Below are 18,154 nucleotides of genomic sequence, written 5' to 3' on the forward strand. Positions count from 1 at the left end.
AGATATTTCCAGGGAAATGGGGGAGGATCCGATGAAAACAATCATTTTAGCGCTTGCGCTTGTGGGGACGCTTGTCGCGCCTTTTACTGCTCTGTCCGAAGATACACCACTGGATAACACGGCATGGACTACATCCGAGTCATCTTGGTGGTGGAGCTTGTGGCCCGATCCGACTTGTGACGGCCAGGCATTTCATCTCATTGACGGTGCCTACACCTATTCCTATCCTGCAGACCCCTGTGGTCGGGGCAGGAGTTTTTTTTCACCAGCCAATGCGATCGACAATCACGGTGAGTGGTTCCATATCGATTTCGGAGCGTCTCTGACTCTGACTCGTATCCGCTTCTATCAGTTTGTCGAAAATACACTGATGTCCTCTTTGCCGGGGACAGACAAGTATTCCCGTTACATCAATGAGATGCGATTCACCTTTTCCGATGGGACTGAGGAACTTGTGGCCTTCCCTCCAGGCACGCCATTTTCAACAAGAGAGTCAGTAACCTATGCTGATTTCACCACACCGCACACCACCGACTCGATTCGTGCCGCCATCGTCAGTTTCCATAATGACTATTCACTGGCTGGTTTGTATGCATTGGAGATCGACTTCTTCGGAGCCGTAGGTGATCCCGATGACCTGGATGGCGATGGTGTCGTCAACGCCGAAGACAACTGTCCGTTAAGTGCCAATCCGGATCAGCTCGATATGGATCACGATGGTATCGGAAACATTTGTGACGACGATGTCGATGGTGATGAGTTCGCCAACGCCGATGATAATTGTCCTGAAGCTGCCAACCCCTTGCAGTCTGATGGTGATCTGGACGGCATTGGTGATGCCTGCGATCCCGAATGTAATCCCCGGCTGACCGTCAAGGATGGCTGGATCGGCAACCAGTCTTCATGGTGGCTGCAGCCCTGGCGCAACACTTGCGATGGAAAGGCGCAGAACGCCATAGACGGCAACTACCGCTTTACCTACAGCAACTACTGGGCCTGCAATGGTGACCTGAGTCCGCGCAGTTTCTTCGCTCCCCGCTTCACAGGTACTGACGTGGGTACCTGGATGCAGGTGGAGTTTCCCGAGGTCTACACCATCAACGGCATCACCTTGTCGCAGATCAGGGAACGGACCTACTTTTCCGGCTTGGTGAGACCCCATAAGTACGGTGCCTACCTGAAGGATGCCACGGTTGCATTCTCCGACGGCAGCAGTGTGGAGGTCACCTTTCCGCAGCAGCTGGAGGCAAGCGTGACTTTTCCTGAGATCGCCACCCAGTCGGTGCATATCACCGCACGCAGTTTCCATCCCACGGTAACCACCAATCCGGCCTGGTTGGTGGTGGAGGCGGATTTCGCAGGAGCACCGGGTGACGTGGATCTCAATCTGGAGATCTGCAGTGAACCAGCCCCGCCACCACCGGACACCGATGGTGATGGTGTGCCTGATCACCTGGATGCCTTCCCCAACGATCCCACCGAGTGGTCCGATGTGGATGGTGACGGTATCGGTGACAATGCCGATCCGGATGACGACAATGACGGTATTCCGGACGACGAGGACACCAATCCCACCGAGGCAGATGCTCTGGAGGACAGTGACGGAGACGGTATTCCCAACCAGGATGATCCCGACGATGACAACGACGGCGTGCTCGATGAAGACGACGCCTTTTCCAAGGATCCGACGGAATGGGCCGATACTGACGGTGACGGCGTTGGTGACAACAGTGATAACTGCATCACCGGCTACAACCCGGATCAGGCCGATGCAGACAACGACGGTATCGGTGATCCTTGCGACCGGCCGATCGCCAATGCCGGGATGGATCAGGCAGCCCACCCGGGTACGGTAGTCACCCTGGACGGGACCGGCAGCACTGACCCCGATGAAGAGTACCCGCTGCTGTTCGCCTGGCAGCTGATCTCTTCGCCATCTGGCAGTCTTTCCACCGTGCAAAATCCGGCTTCGGCAACACCTTCGCTGACACCGGATCTGATGGGTGATTATCTGCTCGAACTTAGTGTCACTGATCAGCAGGGACACGTCAGTGACACTGATAAGGTGATGGTCAGTACGGTCAACACAGCGCCGGTAGCCGACGCGGGTGAAGACCTGGCGATCACCCAAACGGGGCAGTGGATCGCGCTGAGCGGTCTGGCCAGTTACGACCTGGATGGTGATGATCTGATCGAGTTCCAATGGATGCTGGTCTCCAAACCGGACGGCAGTGTTGCCGAACCTACGCCGGCAGATACGGCGGAAACCCTGTTTCTTGCCGATCTCTACGGTAGCTATGTGTTTGAGCTGACAGTGACCGATGCCTATTACGCAGTGAGTGAACCGGACCAGGTGACGGTCAGTCTTGAAAATGTGCAGCCGGTGGCCGACGCAGGGGACAACCTGTCTGTCTATGTTGGAGAGAGTGTCAGCCTGGACGGAACGGGTAGTCACGATGCCAATGGTGGTCCGCTGACCTATCGTTGGTCGCTGGTGCTCAAGCCGGATGGCAGTGGTGCAGAGCTGGCAACCCCGGATCAAGCGGTGACGGTCTTTACGGCTGACCTTGCTGGAACCTACCTGGCCAGCCTTATAGTGAACGATGGCTTGCTGGACAGTGATCCGAGCAGCGTGACGGTTACCGCCCTGACCTTGCAGGATGAGCTTGTGACATTGGTGCAGGATGTCATGGAGAGGATTAATGGTTTCGACTCGTCGGTGTTCAAGAACAAGAACCTGGCAAAGCCGTTTACCAATAAGCTCAATGCGGTGTTGTCGAAGATAGATAACGGGGACTACGCTGATGCGCTCAACAAACTTGAGCACGATATCCTGCCAAAGATCGACGGTTGCGCCACTTCCGGGCAGCCCGACAAGCAGGATTGGTTGACGACCTGTGAGGCCCAGGACGAGGTCTATCCGTTGGTTCAACAGGCGATTGAACTGCTCCGCTCGTTGATCTGAGTTGGGATGTTTCCGGGGCAGTCAGGGAGGAGTGCCCCGGCTAAACAACCCGCTCGTTTCCCCCGTCAATCGGGATCTGCGCGGCTGTGGTTTTGGCGAACAGCGGGCCACAGAGTTCAGCGGTGAGTTCTGCCACGTCGTGGCTGGTAATCTCTGTCTTCAGCAGATTTCTCGTTTTGTAGTCCTGCACGCTCATGCCGTAGTGGCTGGCGCGGGCCTGCAGTACTTCCTGGGTCCAGATGCCGGTGTCGAAAACGGCATCGGGATGCAGGATGTTGATGCGAATGCCGTCTTTGGCCCACTCCAGTGCCACAATCCGGGACAGCTGGGTGAGTGCGGATTTTGATGCGGAGTAGGCTGCTGCGCCCGCACCTGGTGCAGGTACGTTTTTTGATCCGATCACCACTACCCGGCCATTGCTCGGCGCCTGTTTCAGCAGAGGGTGAGATGATCGTAACAGGGCCAGATTGGCATTCAGGTTGACCTGCATGACCTGGTTCCACTCGTCGTCGGGAAGTTCCGCCACAGGGCAGCCACCGGGAAACATACCCGCATTCAGCACCAACATGTCTAGCCCGCCGAATGCGAGCACCGATTTCTTTATTGACTGCTGCAGTGCAGTGTTGTCGGTGATGTCGCAGCACATGCCGAGAAAATCCGGCCGTTGGTAGAGGGTTTCGATGACAGGATCGATATCCAGACCCACCACTGCAGCCCCCCGTGCCAAAAGTGAATCCACGCATGCCTTACCGATGCCGGAAGCGGCGCCGGTCACGAGTGCGACCTCACCCTGAAACTGTGGTGCCTTTCCACCTTTGCGCAGTTTAGCCTGCTCCAGTTCCCAGTACTCCACATCGAAGATGTCCCGTGCGGGCAGGGCGCGCCAGCCGCCGAGTCGTTCGGCGCGCTGAATGATCTCGATGGTGTGACGATAGATGTCGGAGATGATCTTCGCTTCTTTGGGACTCTTTCCGATGGTAAGCAGTCCAAGTGTCTGATCCAGCACCACCCGGGGGGCTGGGTCGAGCATCTTCACTGGTGTGCGGGACTGGGGCGATTGCTTGTCGAAATATTGGCGATAGTCCCGGACATAGCTTTCTACATCGCGACCCAACTGAGGAAGGCGCTTGGTGCGGATGACATGATCCGGTGTCGCCGGTCCCTGCTGCGAGATCACAGTGAGGTCATCCCGTTGGCAGAAGGCCATTTCATCTGGCTTGCGATGACTGCGCAGTACTACAGGAAAACCGGCGGCAGAGGAGATGCCGCGGCGCAGTGACGCCAACGCAATCGGGTCTGCTGCAGTCGCTTCATAGGCAGGCTCAGGCAGTTCCCAGGCTCCCTCGGCATGAAGGTATCTCTCCGCCCGGTCAACCAGTTCTATCATGCGTTCATAGGAGGCCTTGGCAGTGTCGCCAAAGGTGAAGAGACCGTGGTTCATCAGCACCATGCCGAGGGTGCCCTCATGGGCCTCTTTTGTGAATTGCTCCGCTACAGTCCGCGCCAGGTCGAAGCCGGGCATCACGTAGGGGATGACCACCAGGTCGTCGCCGTAGAGCTCGCGGATGCGTGCTTCACCGTCCGGGGTGTTGGTGATGGTAACCAGGGCGTCGGCATGGGTATGGTCGACAAATTTGTAAGGCAGCGCCGCATGCAGGATCGCCTCCACGGAGGCAGTCGGGGCTGAGGCAATGGTCTGCTGGGTCTTGAGCTGATTGACCATCTCCAGGTCTGAGAGTGACTCCAGGGTTGCCAGCTTTAGCAGATGCGCCATACGGACCGGGGTGTAACCCTCGGCTTCGATTGTGGCCAGATCCCAGCCGCTGCCCTTGACGTAGAGGATCTCCTCTTCATCTCCGAAGAGATCGGGCTGGCGGATTTTTACCGAGGTGTTGCCACCTCCGTGCAGCACCAGTGAGGGATCGCTCCCCAACAGCCTTGAGCTGTAGACCCGCAGTTGCAGATCATCGGTGAATCGGGCGGCTTCGGTATCGTTCCAGAGACTTTTCATGGGCTTGCGAGTTTGAATCCTGGCTGTTATGTGTTCGTAGAAGCGGCGCCCCCGCCGCGATTTGTCTATCTACGGAGTCATCGTGGTGGGTTGGTAGATTCGTTTTATACAGCAAACAAATCTGACTGGGGGTTCATAATTCCCGTTCAACGACGATCAGCTTGTAACCCAGTTCCAGATATTGGTTGATCTGTGCAGGACCGGAAGGCGCCACATCCACATAGTCGGGGAAGTCCTCATCGGCGTCGCCATACCAGCTGGCATGGGTGCCGCAGACGTGTACATCCACCCTCTGATCCTGGGTGAGTGACTGGACGATTTCGTGGGCCTCGGGGAAGGCATCCCGGTCGGATGATTTCAGGGCAAACATCTCCGGGCCGTGGGTGACAACGGCAATATCGAGATCGGGGAAGCGCGCGCGCAGTGCCTTGATGTGACGCAGGGTTTGGGGAATCGCCCAACCGAGATCATCCACGTCGCTCTCCAGAATCTCGAACACCACTCCATCAGGGGCTGTTTCGGATCGCAACAGGCGGTTGACCTCGGAAGCCTGCAGGACTGAACAAAAGAGCAGCGTGGCTGCCAGGAATAGAATCAGCGCTCCACGGTGACCTTGCATAACGACCGGATTTAAAAGTTTTCTGTCGAGGTAAAGAGGCCGACCCGCAGATCCTTGGCGGTGTAGATCTCCCTGCCATCCACCTTCATCACGCCGTCGGCCACGCCGAGAACCAGTTTGCGGCTGATGACCCGTTTCATATTGATATGGTAGGTCACCTTTTTAGCTTTCGGCAGTACCTGGCCTGTGAATTTGACCTCGCCAACTCCTAATGCGCGACCGTGGCCTGGGTTGCCGATCCAGCCCAGAAAGAAGCCCACCAACTGCCACATGGCATCGAGTCCAAGACAACCTGGCATCACCGGGTCACCGGGGAAGTGACAGTCGAAAAACCAGAGATCCGGGTTGATATCCAATTCAGCGAGTATTTCACCTTTGCCGTTCTCCCCCCCCTCGTCGGAGATGTTGATGATGCGATCCATCATCAGCATGTTGGGCGTGGGTAACTGGGCGTTGCCGGGGCCGAACATCTCGCCGCGTCCGCAGGCAAGCAGTTCATCACGGGTAAAAGAGGGCTGTTTCGTCATTCTGGGAGCCTTGGTTTGATTACAGCAGCAAAGGTGCTCAAAGCCGGGTAGTTTCCTTGTTTATGGCTGGTTGTGTCAAATGCTTCATTGGTGGACGGGGTGATGATGTATCGGATGTGAGTGACAGGGGAATAGCTGTTGTTGCAGGGTTTGCGAATGAAAGAAACACCTATAGCATGTAGGTGTTTACAAAGCTTACATATTACGTCATTCTTAAACCGAATATAAAAGGGAGGAGTGCGGTAATGTTTTATTCGGTAAGAGAGAATGGCCGGCTATGGAAAGAGTGTAAGAATCTGTGGCGACCCTCGTCACCGCCAATCCGTTTGATACCCAAGAAGACCCGATAATTTTCGAGCAGTTGCCCATCCAGGATGGGTGCGCTCGCGCGTGCGTTTGGCACGAAGACCGAATCGCTATCGTGATGGATATAGACCTGAAGGAAATACCATGAGTTCCCAGCAAACCCGGAAGAGATCCCCTCTGTTGTTTCGCGCCTTCTTACTTGTTGCCTCTATGGCGCTGGTTCTGTCAGGGTGCAGTGGTGGCGGTGGAGATGAGGCTGACCCAGCTCCAGCACCCCGTGGCATAGGCGGTGGTGGTGTCAAAGGGCCTCTGGCGAATGCGGTAACCACGGCCACCCTGTTCGATGCCTCTCAGCCTGGGTTCAAGGGTACGGTGGTGGATACAGGCACCACTGACAGCGCCGCAGCGATCCAGGGACTGGCCTTGCCTTTCCCTCTGACACCTCCTTATATCCTCGAGTTCACCAGTGACGCGGGAACCACGGATATCACTACCGGCGCCTTTCCGGTGATCAGTACCATGCGCACGGTAATTACCCTGGCTATGCTCGACAAGGGCGAGCAGATCTATGCCACGCCGTTGACCACCATGGCCACCGACCTGGCGGTGATGAACGCGGACTCCAGCACGGCTCCCTTCACCGGTGATGGTAATGGCACCACCACTGCGGCTGAGTTTATTGCGGCGCTGCCGATCGCGGCCGCTCAGGTGGCTTCCACCGTCGGCTTCGGCCTGAGTGGCGATATCGACATCTTCGCTACCCCACCACTGGTGGACGATACCACCGATACCACCGACGAGCAGGCGGATGTCGCCAGTTACCGCGCCGCCGTGGAGGCGTTGACCGCAGTAGTCGCCCAGATTGATGACCAGCTCCCGGATGCCGATGCAAATGCAGTACTGGAAGAGTTGGCCGCAGACCTTTCCACCGGCCAGATCGACGGCTAGGTACCCGATGAAACGGGCGCTCCCACCGCCAGTACGGTGCTGACCGAGACCTCTGCTACCGTGCTGCAGCAGGATCCAGCCACGCTGCCGATCCCCGGCACCGATGACGGCACAGGAACTCCGCTGACCGTCGATCAGGTTCAGCAGATCCTCATCGACGAAACGGCGACCACAGGTGTCACCACCAATACGGACGATCTCGATCCCACCACCGGTACCATCGAATTGGTTCTGGAGCCGGCTGAGCCAGACCCGGATCGGGACGGCGACGAAGTGCCGAATACCCTGGATGCCTTCCCTGACGATGCCACCGAGTCGGTGGACAGTGATGGTGACGGCACCGGCGACAATGCCGACACCGACGACGACAACGACGGCGTGGCAGATGTCGACGATGACTTCCCACTTGATCCCGCCGAGCAGGTGGATACTGACGGTGATGGCACCGGCAACAATGCCGATACCGACGACGACGGCGATGGTGTGCCGGATGCCAGTGACGATTATCCACTGGACAATACCAAGAGCAGCATCAACGATCAGGATAATGACGGTTGGGATGTACTCTACGACCCGGACGACAACGATGACACCAACCCCGGTGTAAGTTTCGCCTCTCAGGATCCTGACGGCGACGGCATCCCCAACGATGTCGATACGGATGACGATAACGACGGCGTACCGGATGCCCAGGATGCCTTCGATACCGATCCCAACGAATTCCTCGATACCGACGGTGACGGCACTGGCGACAATGCCGACACAAATGACGACGATGACGCCGAGCCGGATGCGAGCGACGCCTTTCCCAAGGACGCCAGCGAAACAGTGGACACTGACGGCGACGGCACCGGTGACAACGCCGATGCCGACGACGACAACGACGGTCTTTCCGATGTCGATGAAGGTGACGGTGCAGTCGATACGGACGCTGACGGCACGCCTGACTCTCGCGACATCGATTCCGATGGCGACGGATACCTTGATAGCGTCGACCTTGATCCCACAGATCCCAGCGTCACTGTAAACAGTGCTCCGGCTGCCTCGAACGGCACCCTGACCACTGCCGAGGCTACCGTGGGAACCGGAACCCTTATCGGATCCGATGTCAATGCGGGTGACGTACTAGCCTTCAGTGTGGACAGCCAGGGCACCAATGGCACCGTAGTTATCACCGATGCAGTGACTGGTGCCTATACTTACACACCCACAGACAACGACTTCAACGGCACCGACGCCTTTACTTTCCGGGTCAGCGACGGCACCGCCAGCTCCAACGTGGCCACCGTTGCGGTTACCATCACCCCGGTGAACGATGCGCCTGCGGCAGATGATGATGCGGGTGCCACGGATGAAGGCGGCTCAGTCACCGTCAATGTGCTTGATGGCGATACCGACGTGGAGGGCGATGCCCTGAGCGTCACCAACCTGAGTGTCCCTGCCAACGGCACGGCCACCCTCAATGCCGACGGCACTGTGACCTACACCCACGACGGTGGCGAGACTATCAGTGACAGTTTTACCTACACTGCCAACGACGGTACAGACGACTCCGCTCCCGCCATGGTAGATATCACCGTCACCCCGGTGAACGACGCGCCGATCGGTGTTGCCGATAGCGGCGCCACCCTTGAGGGCGGCACGGTCACCATCGATCTGCTGGCCAACGACAGCGACGCGGAGAGTGATCCACTCACTATCAGCGGCATGACGCTGCCGGTTAATGGTCAGTTATTGGACAATGGCGATGGAACCGTTACCTACATCCACAATGGTGGCGAAACGGTCAGCGACAGCTTTACCTATCGCGCCAATGACGGCAATCTCACCTCCGACCTCACCACCGTCACTATCACCATTACGCCGGTGAATGATCTGCCCACCGCAGATGACGATGCGGGTACTACGGCTGAAGGTGGTTCGGTCATAGTCAACGTGCTCGACGGCGATGCCGATGCCGAAGGCAGCGCACTGACCGTCACCAATCTGAGCGTTCCCGCCAATGGTACGGCGACACTCAATGCCGACGGCACCGTGACCTACACCCACAACGGCAGTGAGACTATCAGTGACAGCTTCACCTATACCGCCAACGACGGTACCGCTGACTCTGCAGTAGCTACAGTCAATATCACCATCACCCCGGTCAACGATGTGCCGCAGGCGGGAGCTGACAGCGGAACACTGGATGAAGGTGGAAGCGTCACTATCGACCTGCTCGCCAACGACAGCGACGGAGAGAACGACCCGCTCAGCGTGACCGGCATGACACTGCCGGCACATGGCCAGCTGCTGGACAATAGCGACGGCACAATCACCTACAACCACGATGGCGGCGAATCCACCAGCGACAGCTTTACCTATACCGCGTTTGACGGTGCGGATGCCTCCGCCGTCACCACGGTAACCCTTACCATCAACCCGGTAAACGATGCCCCTGTGGCCAACGACGACAGCTTCAGCGTCGGCTTCAACAGCAGTAATAATCTGCTTGATGTACTGGTCAACGATACAGATGCCGAAGGCTCGGCACTGACCATCAATACACCACTGGGTGCAACTTCACATGGTGGCACCGTCAGCATCGACGGCGGCGCTATTTCCTATACCCCTGCCGACGGTTTCAATGGCACCGAGACCTTCACCTATAGCATGACCGACGGTACCGCCAACTCGGCGGATGCCACCGTGACCGTGATAGTCAGTGACAACCAGGCGCCGCTGATCACCGAAGGGGTCTCCACTACAGTGACCATGGATGAGGACAGCACTCCCACGCCGTTCAGTCTGACCCTTAACGCCACTGATGTGGAAGGTGATGTTCTGACCTGGAGTGTCGACACCCAGGCCACCAATGGCGTAGCCACTGCCAGTGGTACCGGCAATTCCATGGTTGTCACCTATGTGCCGACCGCCGACTTGAACGGCCCGGACAGCTTTGTCGTCGCGGTTACAGATGGCACCAACACCGACACCATCATCGTCAACGTGACCGTCACGGCTCAACCTGATGCCCCGGAAATCACCGAAGGTGCAACCACTACGGTGAACATGGACGAGGATGGTGTGCCGACCGCCTTTGCCCTGACCCTCAATGCGACCGATGCAGACGGCGATGTACTGACCTGGAGCATATCCTCCGCCGCGACGAACGGTTTGGCTACTGCCTCCGGCACCGGCGTCTCCAAGATCATCGGCTATACACCGAATGCGGATGCCAATGGTACCGATACCTTTGCGGTGCAGGTGGATGACGGCACCGGCAATACCGATACCATCGACGTGACGGTGAACATCGCGCCGATCAACGATGCGCCGACCATCGGCGGAACGGCACCGGATGGTATGGTGGGCATTGCCTACTCCTTCACCCCGACCTCCGATGACACTGAAGGCGACACCTTGACCTTCACAGCCACCAATCTGCCCAGCTGGGCTGGCATTAACGGTACCACTGGTGAGATCAGCGGTACGCCGGATGCCGCAGGGATACAGATTGATATCACTATTACCGTCACCGACGATGGTACCCCGTCGGAATCCGCCGATCTGGGTCCGTTCTCCATCACGATCAATCCGGCAGCAGCGGTGGATGATCTGAGTGGTGTCTACAAACTGACGGAAATCACTACCGCGATTAACCGGACGATACAGTCCGGCACCGGCACCTGCTATGAAAATGATCTGGTTGGCGATGTCGAGCGGATGTATATCACGGTGGGCCAGACGGGTATCAACCTGATTGCAATGAGTGCTGATCCGTTTGGCGGCCAGCCTACTGGTACAGTTGACTCGGCCAACGACACCTTTACATTGGCTTTGAGTGAAAGCTACTCTGAAAACGGCTGGGATTTTACTGAGTCATTTATCCTCACCGACGGCACCTATGATTTGGTGGCCGGTACCTTTTCCGGGACTATTACAGAGACCGAAACGGGTGTGGATACCAATAATGCTGTCAACAATTACGACTGTACACGTACCACGAATTTGACTGCTGACTTCGTTTACCGCCATAACGGCACCGAAGACTACAACGGTGTCTACGGTATTGAGTATCGCGGTAGCGACAATATTCAGGCGGGTGACCAGGACCGGGGTACCATTCCAGTTGAGATTGTGATCAACGGTAACAGCTTCATGCCTTTCGTTGCCGGTGCACATCCGAATACTGTCTATAGCGATGTGAGCTTTGATCCGAATACTGGATTCTTTGTTTTTACCGAGAGTTTTTACGATTTGGATGATCTGGATGGTGATGGCTTCGTGAATGATATCCAGTGCTCCAGCACCATGATTGGAGGCATCTTTGTTCGTGCTCCGGATGATGCAGGCGGACTGCCGATCGTCTCTTTGTCGGCTGAAGGTACTGACAAGGAGTTCTATGGCCAAGTGGATCCAGCGGTATGTTCAGATCCGGGAGAATTTCCAGATTGGAGTGACGATTCATGGACCGAAATGTACGGCAAGCGTCTGACGACTGAAGACTATACCCTCAGGGTCACCAGTGCCGTCTCCGATGGCGCTATCGAGGATCTCCACATCATGGGGCTGTTCAATCCGCCGATGCGCACGGCGGCTACCGGTAGCATTCTGCGGGCTGAGGTCTACGACGCGACAGGCACTGTGTTGCTCTGCTCCCGGGCGTATGACCAGGGTGGCTTCAGGATAGTGAGCAGATTGCCCCATGCGGACTTCGACACCGAGGCGTTTCAGGATGGTTTCTACAGCTTCGCCAGCTGCGATACCAACCAGAATGGCATGGGTACCCCGCTGGTCGATGGTGAAAGCTATGTCGTGAAGATCATGGATGACATGGGTACGGTTGATGGTGGTGTCGACGATCAGGTGGTTGTCTCCCATAACGCGACTGCTCAACTCGCCCTGCCTGTGGCGGACCGTATCAGTCGCAGGGATCTGGATCTGAATGGTGTTGTCTCCTCAAGTACCGAGCGGGGCCGGGTGATTGGCCTCTACGGGTTCTTCAACCCCTACCAGGCCATGACTGCCAGCTTCCCTGGTGTCCCTGGTGCCAACGGCTATCATTTCGACTTCGACAGCACCGAGAGTCCTGAACGGAAACGAGTATCCAGTAGCACTCCGACTGTTACAATCCCGCCGGGTGTAATCAACGAGTGGGACGGTCCTTCGGAACTGCGTGTTTGGTCGGTTCACGATGACGGTCCACGCAGAGCAATCTCCTGGAGTCGCAGTCTGAACGTGTTGGCGGGCATGAACGGTTTCTTTACCGTTGAGACAGATAATCCGGATATCTCCCTGGGTAAGTTTGCCCTGCAGGTGATCAGCGACGGAAGTGATGTCACCTGCGTTGTGCCGACCTTCACCGGGCTCTCCTGCAGTCCGTGGCAGCCAGGAGCCTCAGGGTTCACTCCAAACGCCATCGACTGGGCCAACAATCGGGTGAGCCTGACGCTGTATGATCTGGTAGGCGGTGTGCCGATACCAACGACCCTGACCTTCACCGACAGCGGCAATGCCACTGTGACCATGGGGGCATCTACGGGTGTTGCGCGGGCAGTGAATCCCGAATTGATGGTCAGATCCCAGTTGACCGAAGATGGTTTAGCGATGACTGTGATCTCCTTTGGTAACGCACCGGCCGCTTTCCTCAATGCGGACGTGTCACTGCTGGCTGGAACCTTCGTCGGTGGAGGTAATAGCTTTGCGCTCTGGGATGACACGATTGCGGGTGATGGCAACGACTACATGGATGCCGTTGACGCCTACTTTCAGTTCCCTTTCGACGACGACAAGGCGCAGCGGGTGGGAAGCTATGCCAGTACCCGCGACCATTCAATATTGGTAGCAGATACCGTCTCTGCAACCTTCACCAACGACCGACTGGGTTTGGGTATCCCGCCCATGACATTTTCGCTGGACTACACAGTGCTGGATCCCGCTGCGGTAGCTGTGCCGGTGCGGGCGGACATCACGGTCCATCTGGATGATGGAACCTCGTTCACGGGTGACACAGCAACTTCTCTTACCACTGCCCATGATATCGGGACGGCAGCGGTAACCTCGGTTAGTTGGACCAGCACGCTGCCTGCGGACACCCTCTGGCTCGTCCGCGGACGGTTATCAGATCCTGTCACCGGGGATGCTATCCAGTATGGAGAACTCCGCTCAGAGCCGATGGACCAGGCGACTTCTGACGACTTGGTCCGCGATGCGGGAACCAATACCTGGACTTGGACCGCCCCGGCCGGACTTGATCTCTCCCTGGATGTGGATGAGCTTGCACGCTTGGGTCTGCGTACTATGGATCCAGACAGGACCATGCAGGGTGATACGAGAAGCATCTTCGTCAAAGGATCGGCCGCCCCTTAACGCTTTACTTAATAGGAGACAGAACCCCGGCACAGCCGGGGTTTTTTGTTTCCGGCGTTGTTTCAGGAACCAATTGACTGTAATCCCGTGCGTAAAATCACAGGAGAAATCCAATAATTCCCAGCCTGTGAATCTTATTCTCAGCTTCCTCAATATCCATACTGCCTCGCCGACTCATTGATCAAGCAACCGGTCTTGCATATGCCGGTACTCAGTTTGATTCGAGAGGAACCAAGCCTATGGATGATGTTGGGAAGAGCAGAAATGAGCTGATCGAAGAGGTTACCCGCCTGCACAGGGTGCGGCACCATGTCAGGCAGACCGGTTTTGAGGCCTTGCAGGAGCAGGTGCGTCTGCAGGAGATGCTGCGGGAATCGATGGATGCCATCGTGATGTTCGATGCCGACGGTCTGGTGCAGCTGTTCAGCCGCGGTGCGGAGCAGCTCTTCGGTTGTGAAGAGGCCGATGTGCTCAGCCGCTCGCTGGATGGTTGGATTCCCTGTCCTCCTGCGTTTGGTGAAGATGTGCCCCGTTACCTGGCGGATGTCTGCGCCTCCAAAGCCGACCTGTTTCAGCACCCGTTGGAAGTCAGCAACGCAACGGGCGGAAAACGGCTGGTAACGGTGACGATTTCTCTATCAGGTGTCAGGAACTCCCCGGTGGAACACGATTACTCTTCAGCGCTCTGTTTCTTTCAGGACATTACCCGGCAGAAGCATGCGCTGCAGGAGGTGGGGGCCTACAGGGATAATCTGGAGAACCTGGTGAAGGATCTCAGCAATGAACTCCAGGTCTCCAAAGATGATCTGTCATTGGCCAGCCACGCGGAGCAGGATGCCGTGGAGCTGTTGCTACAGGAGATTCGTGCGCCTTTGGGACGTATCCTCGATGTAGCCAATGCGGCGGCGGCGATGCGGACCGGGGTTGAATGCAACGATATGCAGGAAGGGGTGCGGACCATCCGCCATACGGCGGGTGAGTTGATGATGCTGCTGAAGGTGGTTACAAAGGAGAAGTAGCTTTCTTACGATATATCAGGAAAAACCTGGCTGGTTGGCAGGTGCAGAACCCACCATCGGATGCGTACCCGGTGGTGGGTTCTGTTTTTTTATCTCTTCAATATCTGTTTACAATTGCCCTTTGATATGGTCGAGAATCTCATCCAGCGGGATGAAGCTGTTCTCCGATGCGGTGCGGGCACGGTACTCCACATTACCCTCATCCAGAGAGCGCTCCCCTACCACGATGCGATGGGGGATGCCGATCAGTTCCATGTCGGCAAACATGAAACCGGGGCGCACATTCCGGTCATCCAGCAGCACCTCGATACCCGCAGTTTCGAAGGCTTCGTACAGTTGTTCAACGGCTTCCCGTACCCGGTGGGATTTGTTCATCTTCATCGGGCAGATGGCGACCTGGAAAGGTGCGAGCCCGGCAGGCCAGCAGATGCCTTTATCGTCGTGGTGCTGCTCGATAGTCGCTGCCACCACCCGTGAGACGCCGATGCCGTAACAGCCCATGGTCATGGTGACGGATTTTCCGTTCTCATCCAGCACCTTGGCGTTCATCGCCTCACTGTACTTCTGGCCGAGCTGGAAGATGTGACCTACCTCGATGCCCCGTGCAATGGTAAGCGTGCCGTTACCATCGGGACTGGGGTCACCCTCAACGACGTTGCGCAGGTCGGCGATGTTTTCCGGTTCCGGCAGATCCCGTCCCCAGTTGATGCCGAAGTGGTGTTTGCCGTCCTGGTTGGCACCTGCGCTGAAATTGGCCATCTGTGCCACGGCGTGATCGACGAAAAGCGGGATGTTCAGATTGACAGGACCCAATGAGCCGGTGCCTGCACCGACTGCAGCGCGGATCTGCTCTTCGTCGGCAAAGGTCAGAGGTATCGCCATCTGGGGCAGCTTCTCCGCCTTGATCTCATTCAGCTCGTGATCACCGCGTACCAGCAGGGCAACGAGATCGCTCTCGCTCTCTTCGTCCGCCAGCACGATCAGGGTCTTGACCGTTTGTTCGACCGGTTGGTTGAACTGCTCCACCAGCTCCTGGATGGTTTTTGCGTTCGGGGTGTCCACCAGCTCCATCTCACGGCCGGGGGCGGGGCGGTCACCTGCGGGTGCCACCGCTTCCGCCAGTTCGATATTGGCGGCATAATCGCTTTCCGTGGAGAAGGCGATGGCGTCTTCACCCGATTCCGCCAGCACATGGAACTCGTGGGAGGTGCTGCCGCCGATGCTGCCGGTATCCGCCGCCACCGGGCGGAAGTTGAGGCCACAGCGGCTGAAGATGCGCGTGTAGGTCTCATACATCTGCTCATAAGTACCCTGTAGGGATTCCTGATTCTGATGGAAGGAGTAGGCGTCCTTCATGAGGAATTCACGGGCGCGCATGATGCCGAAACGAGGGCGGATCTCATCGCGGAACTTGGTCTGGATCTGGTAGAAATTGATCGGCAGTTGCTTATAGCTCCGCAGCTCGTTACGCGCCAGATCGGTGATGATCTCCTCGTGGGTGGGACCGAAGCAGAACTCCCGGTTGTGGCGGTCGTGAAAACGCAGCAGCTCCGGGCCATATTTCTCCCAGCGGCCCGACTCCTGCCAGAGTTCGGCGGGCTGCACGGTCGGCATCAGTACCTCCAGTGCGCCGGCGCGATCCATCTCATCCCGCACGATGCGTTCTACCTTGCGTAATACTCGCAGTCCCAGCGGTAGCCAGGAGTAGAGACCGGCGGCCAGTTTGCGGATCATGCCGGCGCGCAGCATCAGCTTGTGGCTGGCAGTCTCCGCATCGGCGGGGGTTTCCTTGACGGTTTGCAGCGGAAAGTCAGAAGTACGCATTGCGGTAAAAGATCCTGTGGTGAAAACGCGCCATTCTAGCCTGCAATTTGCGGTGGGTCATCCACTCTGCAGGAACGGCTTGACGCAGGGTGGGCAGGGGCATACTTTCAGAATTACTCTCGGTATTGGAAATCTCAGACATGACCCAAGTTTACCTCAATGGCGAGTTTCTCCCCCTGGAGGAGGCCAGGGTCTCTGTGCTGGATCGTGGGTTTCTCTTTGGCGACGGGGTCTATGAGGTCATTCCTGCCTACGGTGGACGGCTGTTTCGTCTGGAGCAGCATCTGGATCGGCTCGACCGGAGCCTGCAGGGTATCCGCCTGGCGGTGCCGATCTCCCACGACGACTGGCGAGACATTCTCCAGTCTCTGCTGCCAACGGGGCAGATGGGTGATCAGGCGGTCTATCTTCAGGTCACACGCGGGGTTGCGCCGAAGCGGGATCACAGCTTTCCTGTGGTAGCCACGCCGACGATCTTTGCTATGGCCTTCCCGGTCGCGCCACCGGAACCGGGGCAAGCGGAGCAGGGTGTCGCCGCCATCACATTGCCGGACACCCGTTGGCTACGCTGCAACATCAAGGCAATCACCCTGCTTGCGAATGTGCTGTTACGTCAGCAGGCGGTGGACGAGGGGGCGGCGGAGGCCATTCTCATCCGGGACGGTGTGGCCCATGAGGGGACCGCCTCCAATCTTTTTGTGGTGAAGGATGGAGTGATTACCACGCCCCCCGATGGGCCGGAGCTGCTGCCGGGCATTACCAGGGACCTCGTGGTGGAGCTTGCCGGGTTGCACAACCTGCCATTGATCCAGGCGCCGATTGCGGAAAGCCGCCTGTTTGAGGCGGATGAGCTCTGGATCACCAGCTCCACGAAAGAGATCGTGCCGGTGATCTCCTTGAATGAGTGGCCGGTTGGTGAAGGGGTTGCCGGTCCCGTGTGGCGCCGTGTCTGGGCACTTTTTCAGGCCTATAAACAGCAGATCAGGGCAGGATTGGTTGATTAAACGTAGGCCTGATCCAGTCTTGGGTTCAGGATGTAATCCCTGAATTACCAGGGAGCCTCTGATTAATTGTCATTTCCATCCTTAGGTTCGTAAACGCTACATCCGTGTAGCACTACTCGAACGTAGTGAGAAATCGTATAACTCGAAACCAGCTAAGCACTTTGTAGTTTGAGATCTCTCCCTACGGTCGAGATGACAATGACCCAATTAATCAGAACTTCCCTAGAAAGTCCCTCCGCTCCAACCCCACATGTGGCGCTCCGCCATGGCGAATTCGATATAGATTCGATCCATCGGGATGAGTAGCTGCTCCGAGATCAGGTTGCAGAGACGGTCGGAGAACTCGCCGGTCCGGTCTCCCGGCAGGCCGATGCTTTTCAGTTCAAGGTAGGCCATTGGAGCGTTATCGCCCGCGAACAGCATATAGGGGTTGGTTTCGATGAACACCATGACATAGCGTTCAGGTTTGCCGAGCATCTCCGCGACCTGTGAAGAGGCCTTTTGGAGCAGCCGGGTTTCGATGTCTTCCGGGATTTCGGCGTTGGTCTGGATCTTGAGTACCGGCATGGATACCTCCCAG

Annotated in this window: 10 protein-coding genes and 1 pseudogene; 6 read left to right on the forward strand and 5 right to left on the reverse strand. The window is 57.2% G+C overall.

The annotated features are described in order from the left end of the window. The first annotated feature begins 16 nt into the window (after nt 1–16). A pseudogene (locus HPY30_13420) lies at nt 17–859 on the forward strand (hypothetical protein). A 207-nt stretch (nt 860–1,066) separates the two neighbouring features. After that, on the forward strand, nt 1,067–2,965 hold the full coding sequence (locus HPY30_13425; GenBank protein QYZ68043.1) for a hypothetical protein: 1,899 nt from the start codon (nt 1,067–1,069) through the stop codon (nt 2,963–2,965). Nucleotides 2,966–3,005: 40 nt separating this feature from the next. On the opposite strand, the gene HPY30_13430 is transcribed toward HPY30_13425, so the two are convergent. From HPY30_13430 to fabA, 3 genes are all read right to left on the reverse strand, one after another. Beyond that, a complete protein-coding gene (locus tag HPY30_13430) occupies nt 3,006–4,976 on the reverse strand; it encodes a bifunctional aldolase/short-chain dehydrogenase (protein ID QYZ66899.1) in 1,971 nt (656 codons plus the stop codon). A 133-nt stretch (nt 4,977–5,109) separates the two neighbouring features. Then, complete coding sequence (locus HPY30_13435) at nt 5,110–5,595, reverse strand: DsrE family protein (protein QYZ66900.1); 486 nt, start codon at nt 5,593–5,595, stop codon at nt 5,110–5,112. Between the two features lie 11 nt (nt 5,596–5,606). Next, entirely contained in the window at nt 5,607–6,122 is a 516-nt protein-coding gene (fabA, locus tag HPY30_13440; GenBank protein ID QYZ66901.1) for a 3-hydroxyacyl-[acyl-carrier-protein] dehydratase FabA, read from the reverse strand. 450 nt (nt 6,123–6,572) lie between these two features. Between fabA and HPY30_13445 the strand changes: the two genes are divergently transcribed. From HPY30_13445 to HPY30_13455, 3 genes are all read left to right on the forward strand, one after another. Continuing rightward, on the forward strand, nt 6,573–7,376 hold the full coding sequence (locus tag HPY30_13445; GenBank protein QYZ66902.1) for a hypothetical protein: 804 nt from the start codon (nt 6,573–6,575) through the stop codon (nt 7,374–7,376). 36 nt (nt 7,377–7,412) lie between these two features. After that, a complete protein-coding gene (locus tag HPY30_13450) occupies nt 7,413–13,727 on the forward strand; it encodes a tandem-95 repeat protein (protein QYZ66903.1) in 6,315 nt (2,104 codons plus the stop codon). Between the two features lie 239 nt (nt 13,728–13,966). Then, a complete protein-coding gene (locus tag HPY30_13455) occupies nt 13,967–14,746 on the forward strand; it encodes a PAS domain S-box protein (GenBank protein QYZ66904.1) in 780 nt (259 codons plus the stop codon). 108 nt (nt 14,747–14,854) lie between these two features. Here the strand turns inward: HPY30_13455 and HPY30_13460 are convergent, their stop codons facing one another. Further along, the gene (locus tag HPY30_13460) at nt 14,855–16,570 is read right to left on the reverse strand and encodes a proline--tRNA ligase (GenBank protein QYZ66905.1); all 1,716 of its coding nucleotides are present in this window, start codon (nt 16,568–16,570) and stop codon (nt 14,855–14,857) included. Between the two features lie 140 nt (nt 16,571–16,710). Here HPY30_13460 and HPY30_13465 point away from each other — a divergent pair, with 140 nt between their 5' ends. Further along, nucleotides 16,711–17,574 (forward strand): D-amino acid aminotransferase, encoded by an 864-nt coding sequence (locus tag HPY30_13465; GenBank protein QYZ66906.1) that lies wholly within the window; start codon nt 16,711–16,713, stop codon nt 17,572–17,574. A 222-nt stretch (nt 17,575–17,796) separates the two neighbouring features. Here HPY30_13465 and HPY30_13470 read toward each other — a convergent pair whose 3' ends face one another. Further along, the gene (locus HPY30_13470) at nt 17,797–18,141 is read right to left on the reverse strand and encodes a hypothetical protein (protein ID QYZ66907.1); all 345 of its coding nucleotides are present in this window, start codon (nt 18,139–18,141) and stop codon (nt 17,797–17,799) included. Between the last annotated feature and the right edge of the window lie 13 nt (nt 18,142–18,154).

The sequence above is a fragment of the Gammaproteobacteria bacterium (ex Lamellibrachia satsuma) genome (genome assembly GCA_019623805.1).
Lineage (GTDB): Bacteria > Pseudomonadota > Gammaproteobacteria > Chromatiales > Chromatiaceae > QGON01.

What these genes read in the sequence shown, in the direction of transcription:
- HPY30_13425 (QYZ68043.1), top strand. Translation starts at nt 1,067, where the DNA reads ATGCAGGTGGAGTTTCCCGAGGTCTACACCATCAACGGCATCACCTTG.
- HPY30_13445 (QYZ66902.1), top strand. Translation starts at nt 6,573, where the DNA reads ATGAGTTCCCAGCAAACCCGGAAGAGATCCCCTCTGTTGTTTCGCGCC.
- HPY30_13455 (QYZ66904.1), top strand. Translation starts at nt 13,967, where the DNA reads ATGGATGATGTTGGGAAGAGCAGAAATGAGCTGATCGAAGAGGTTACC.
- HPY30_13465 (QYZ66906.1), top strand. Translation starts at nt 16,711, where the DNA reads ATGACCCAAGTTTACCTCAATGGCGAGTTTCTCCCCCTGGAGGAGGCC.
- fabA (QYZ66901.1), bottom strand. Translation starts at nt 6,122, where the DNA reads ATGACGAAACAGCCCTCTTTTACCCGTGATGAACTGCTTGCCTGCGGA.
- HPY30_13460 (QYZ66905.1), bottom strand. Translation starts at nt 16,570, where the DNA reads ATGCGTACTTCTGACTTTCCGCTGCAAACCGTCAAGGAAACCCCCGCC.
- HPY30_13435 (QYZ66900.1), bottom strand. Translation starts at nt 5,595, where the DNA reads ATGCAAGGTCACCGTGGAGCGCTGATTCTATTCCTGGCAGCCACGCTG.
- HPY30_13470 (QYZ66907.1), bottom strand. Translation starts at nt 18,141, where the DNA reads ATGCCGGTACTCAAGATCCAGACCAACGCCGAAATCCCGGAAGACATC.
- HPY30_13430 (QYZ66899.1), bottom strand. Translation starts at nt 4,976, where the DNA reads ATGAAAAGTCTCTGGAACGATACCGAAGCCGCCCGATTCACCGATGAT.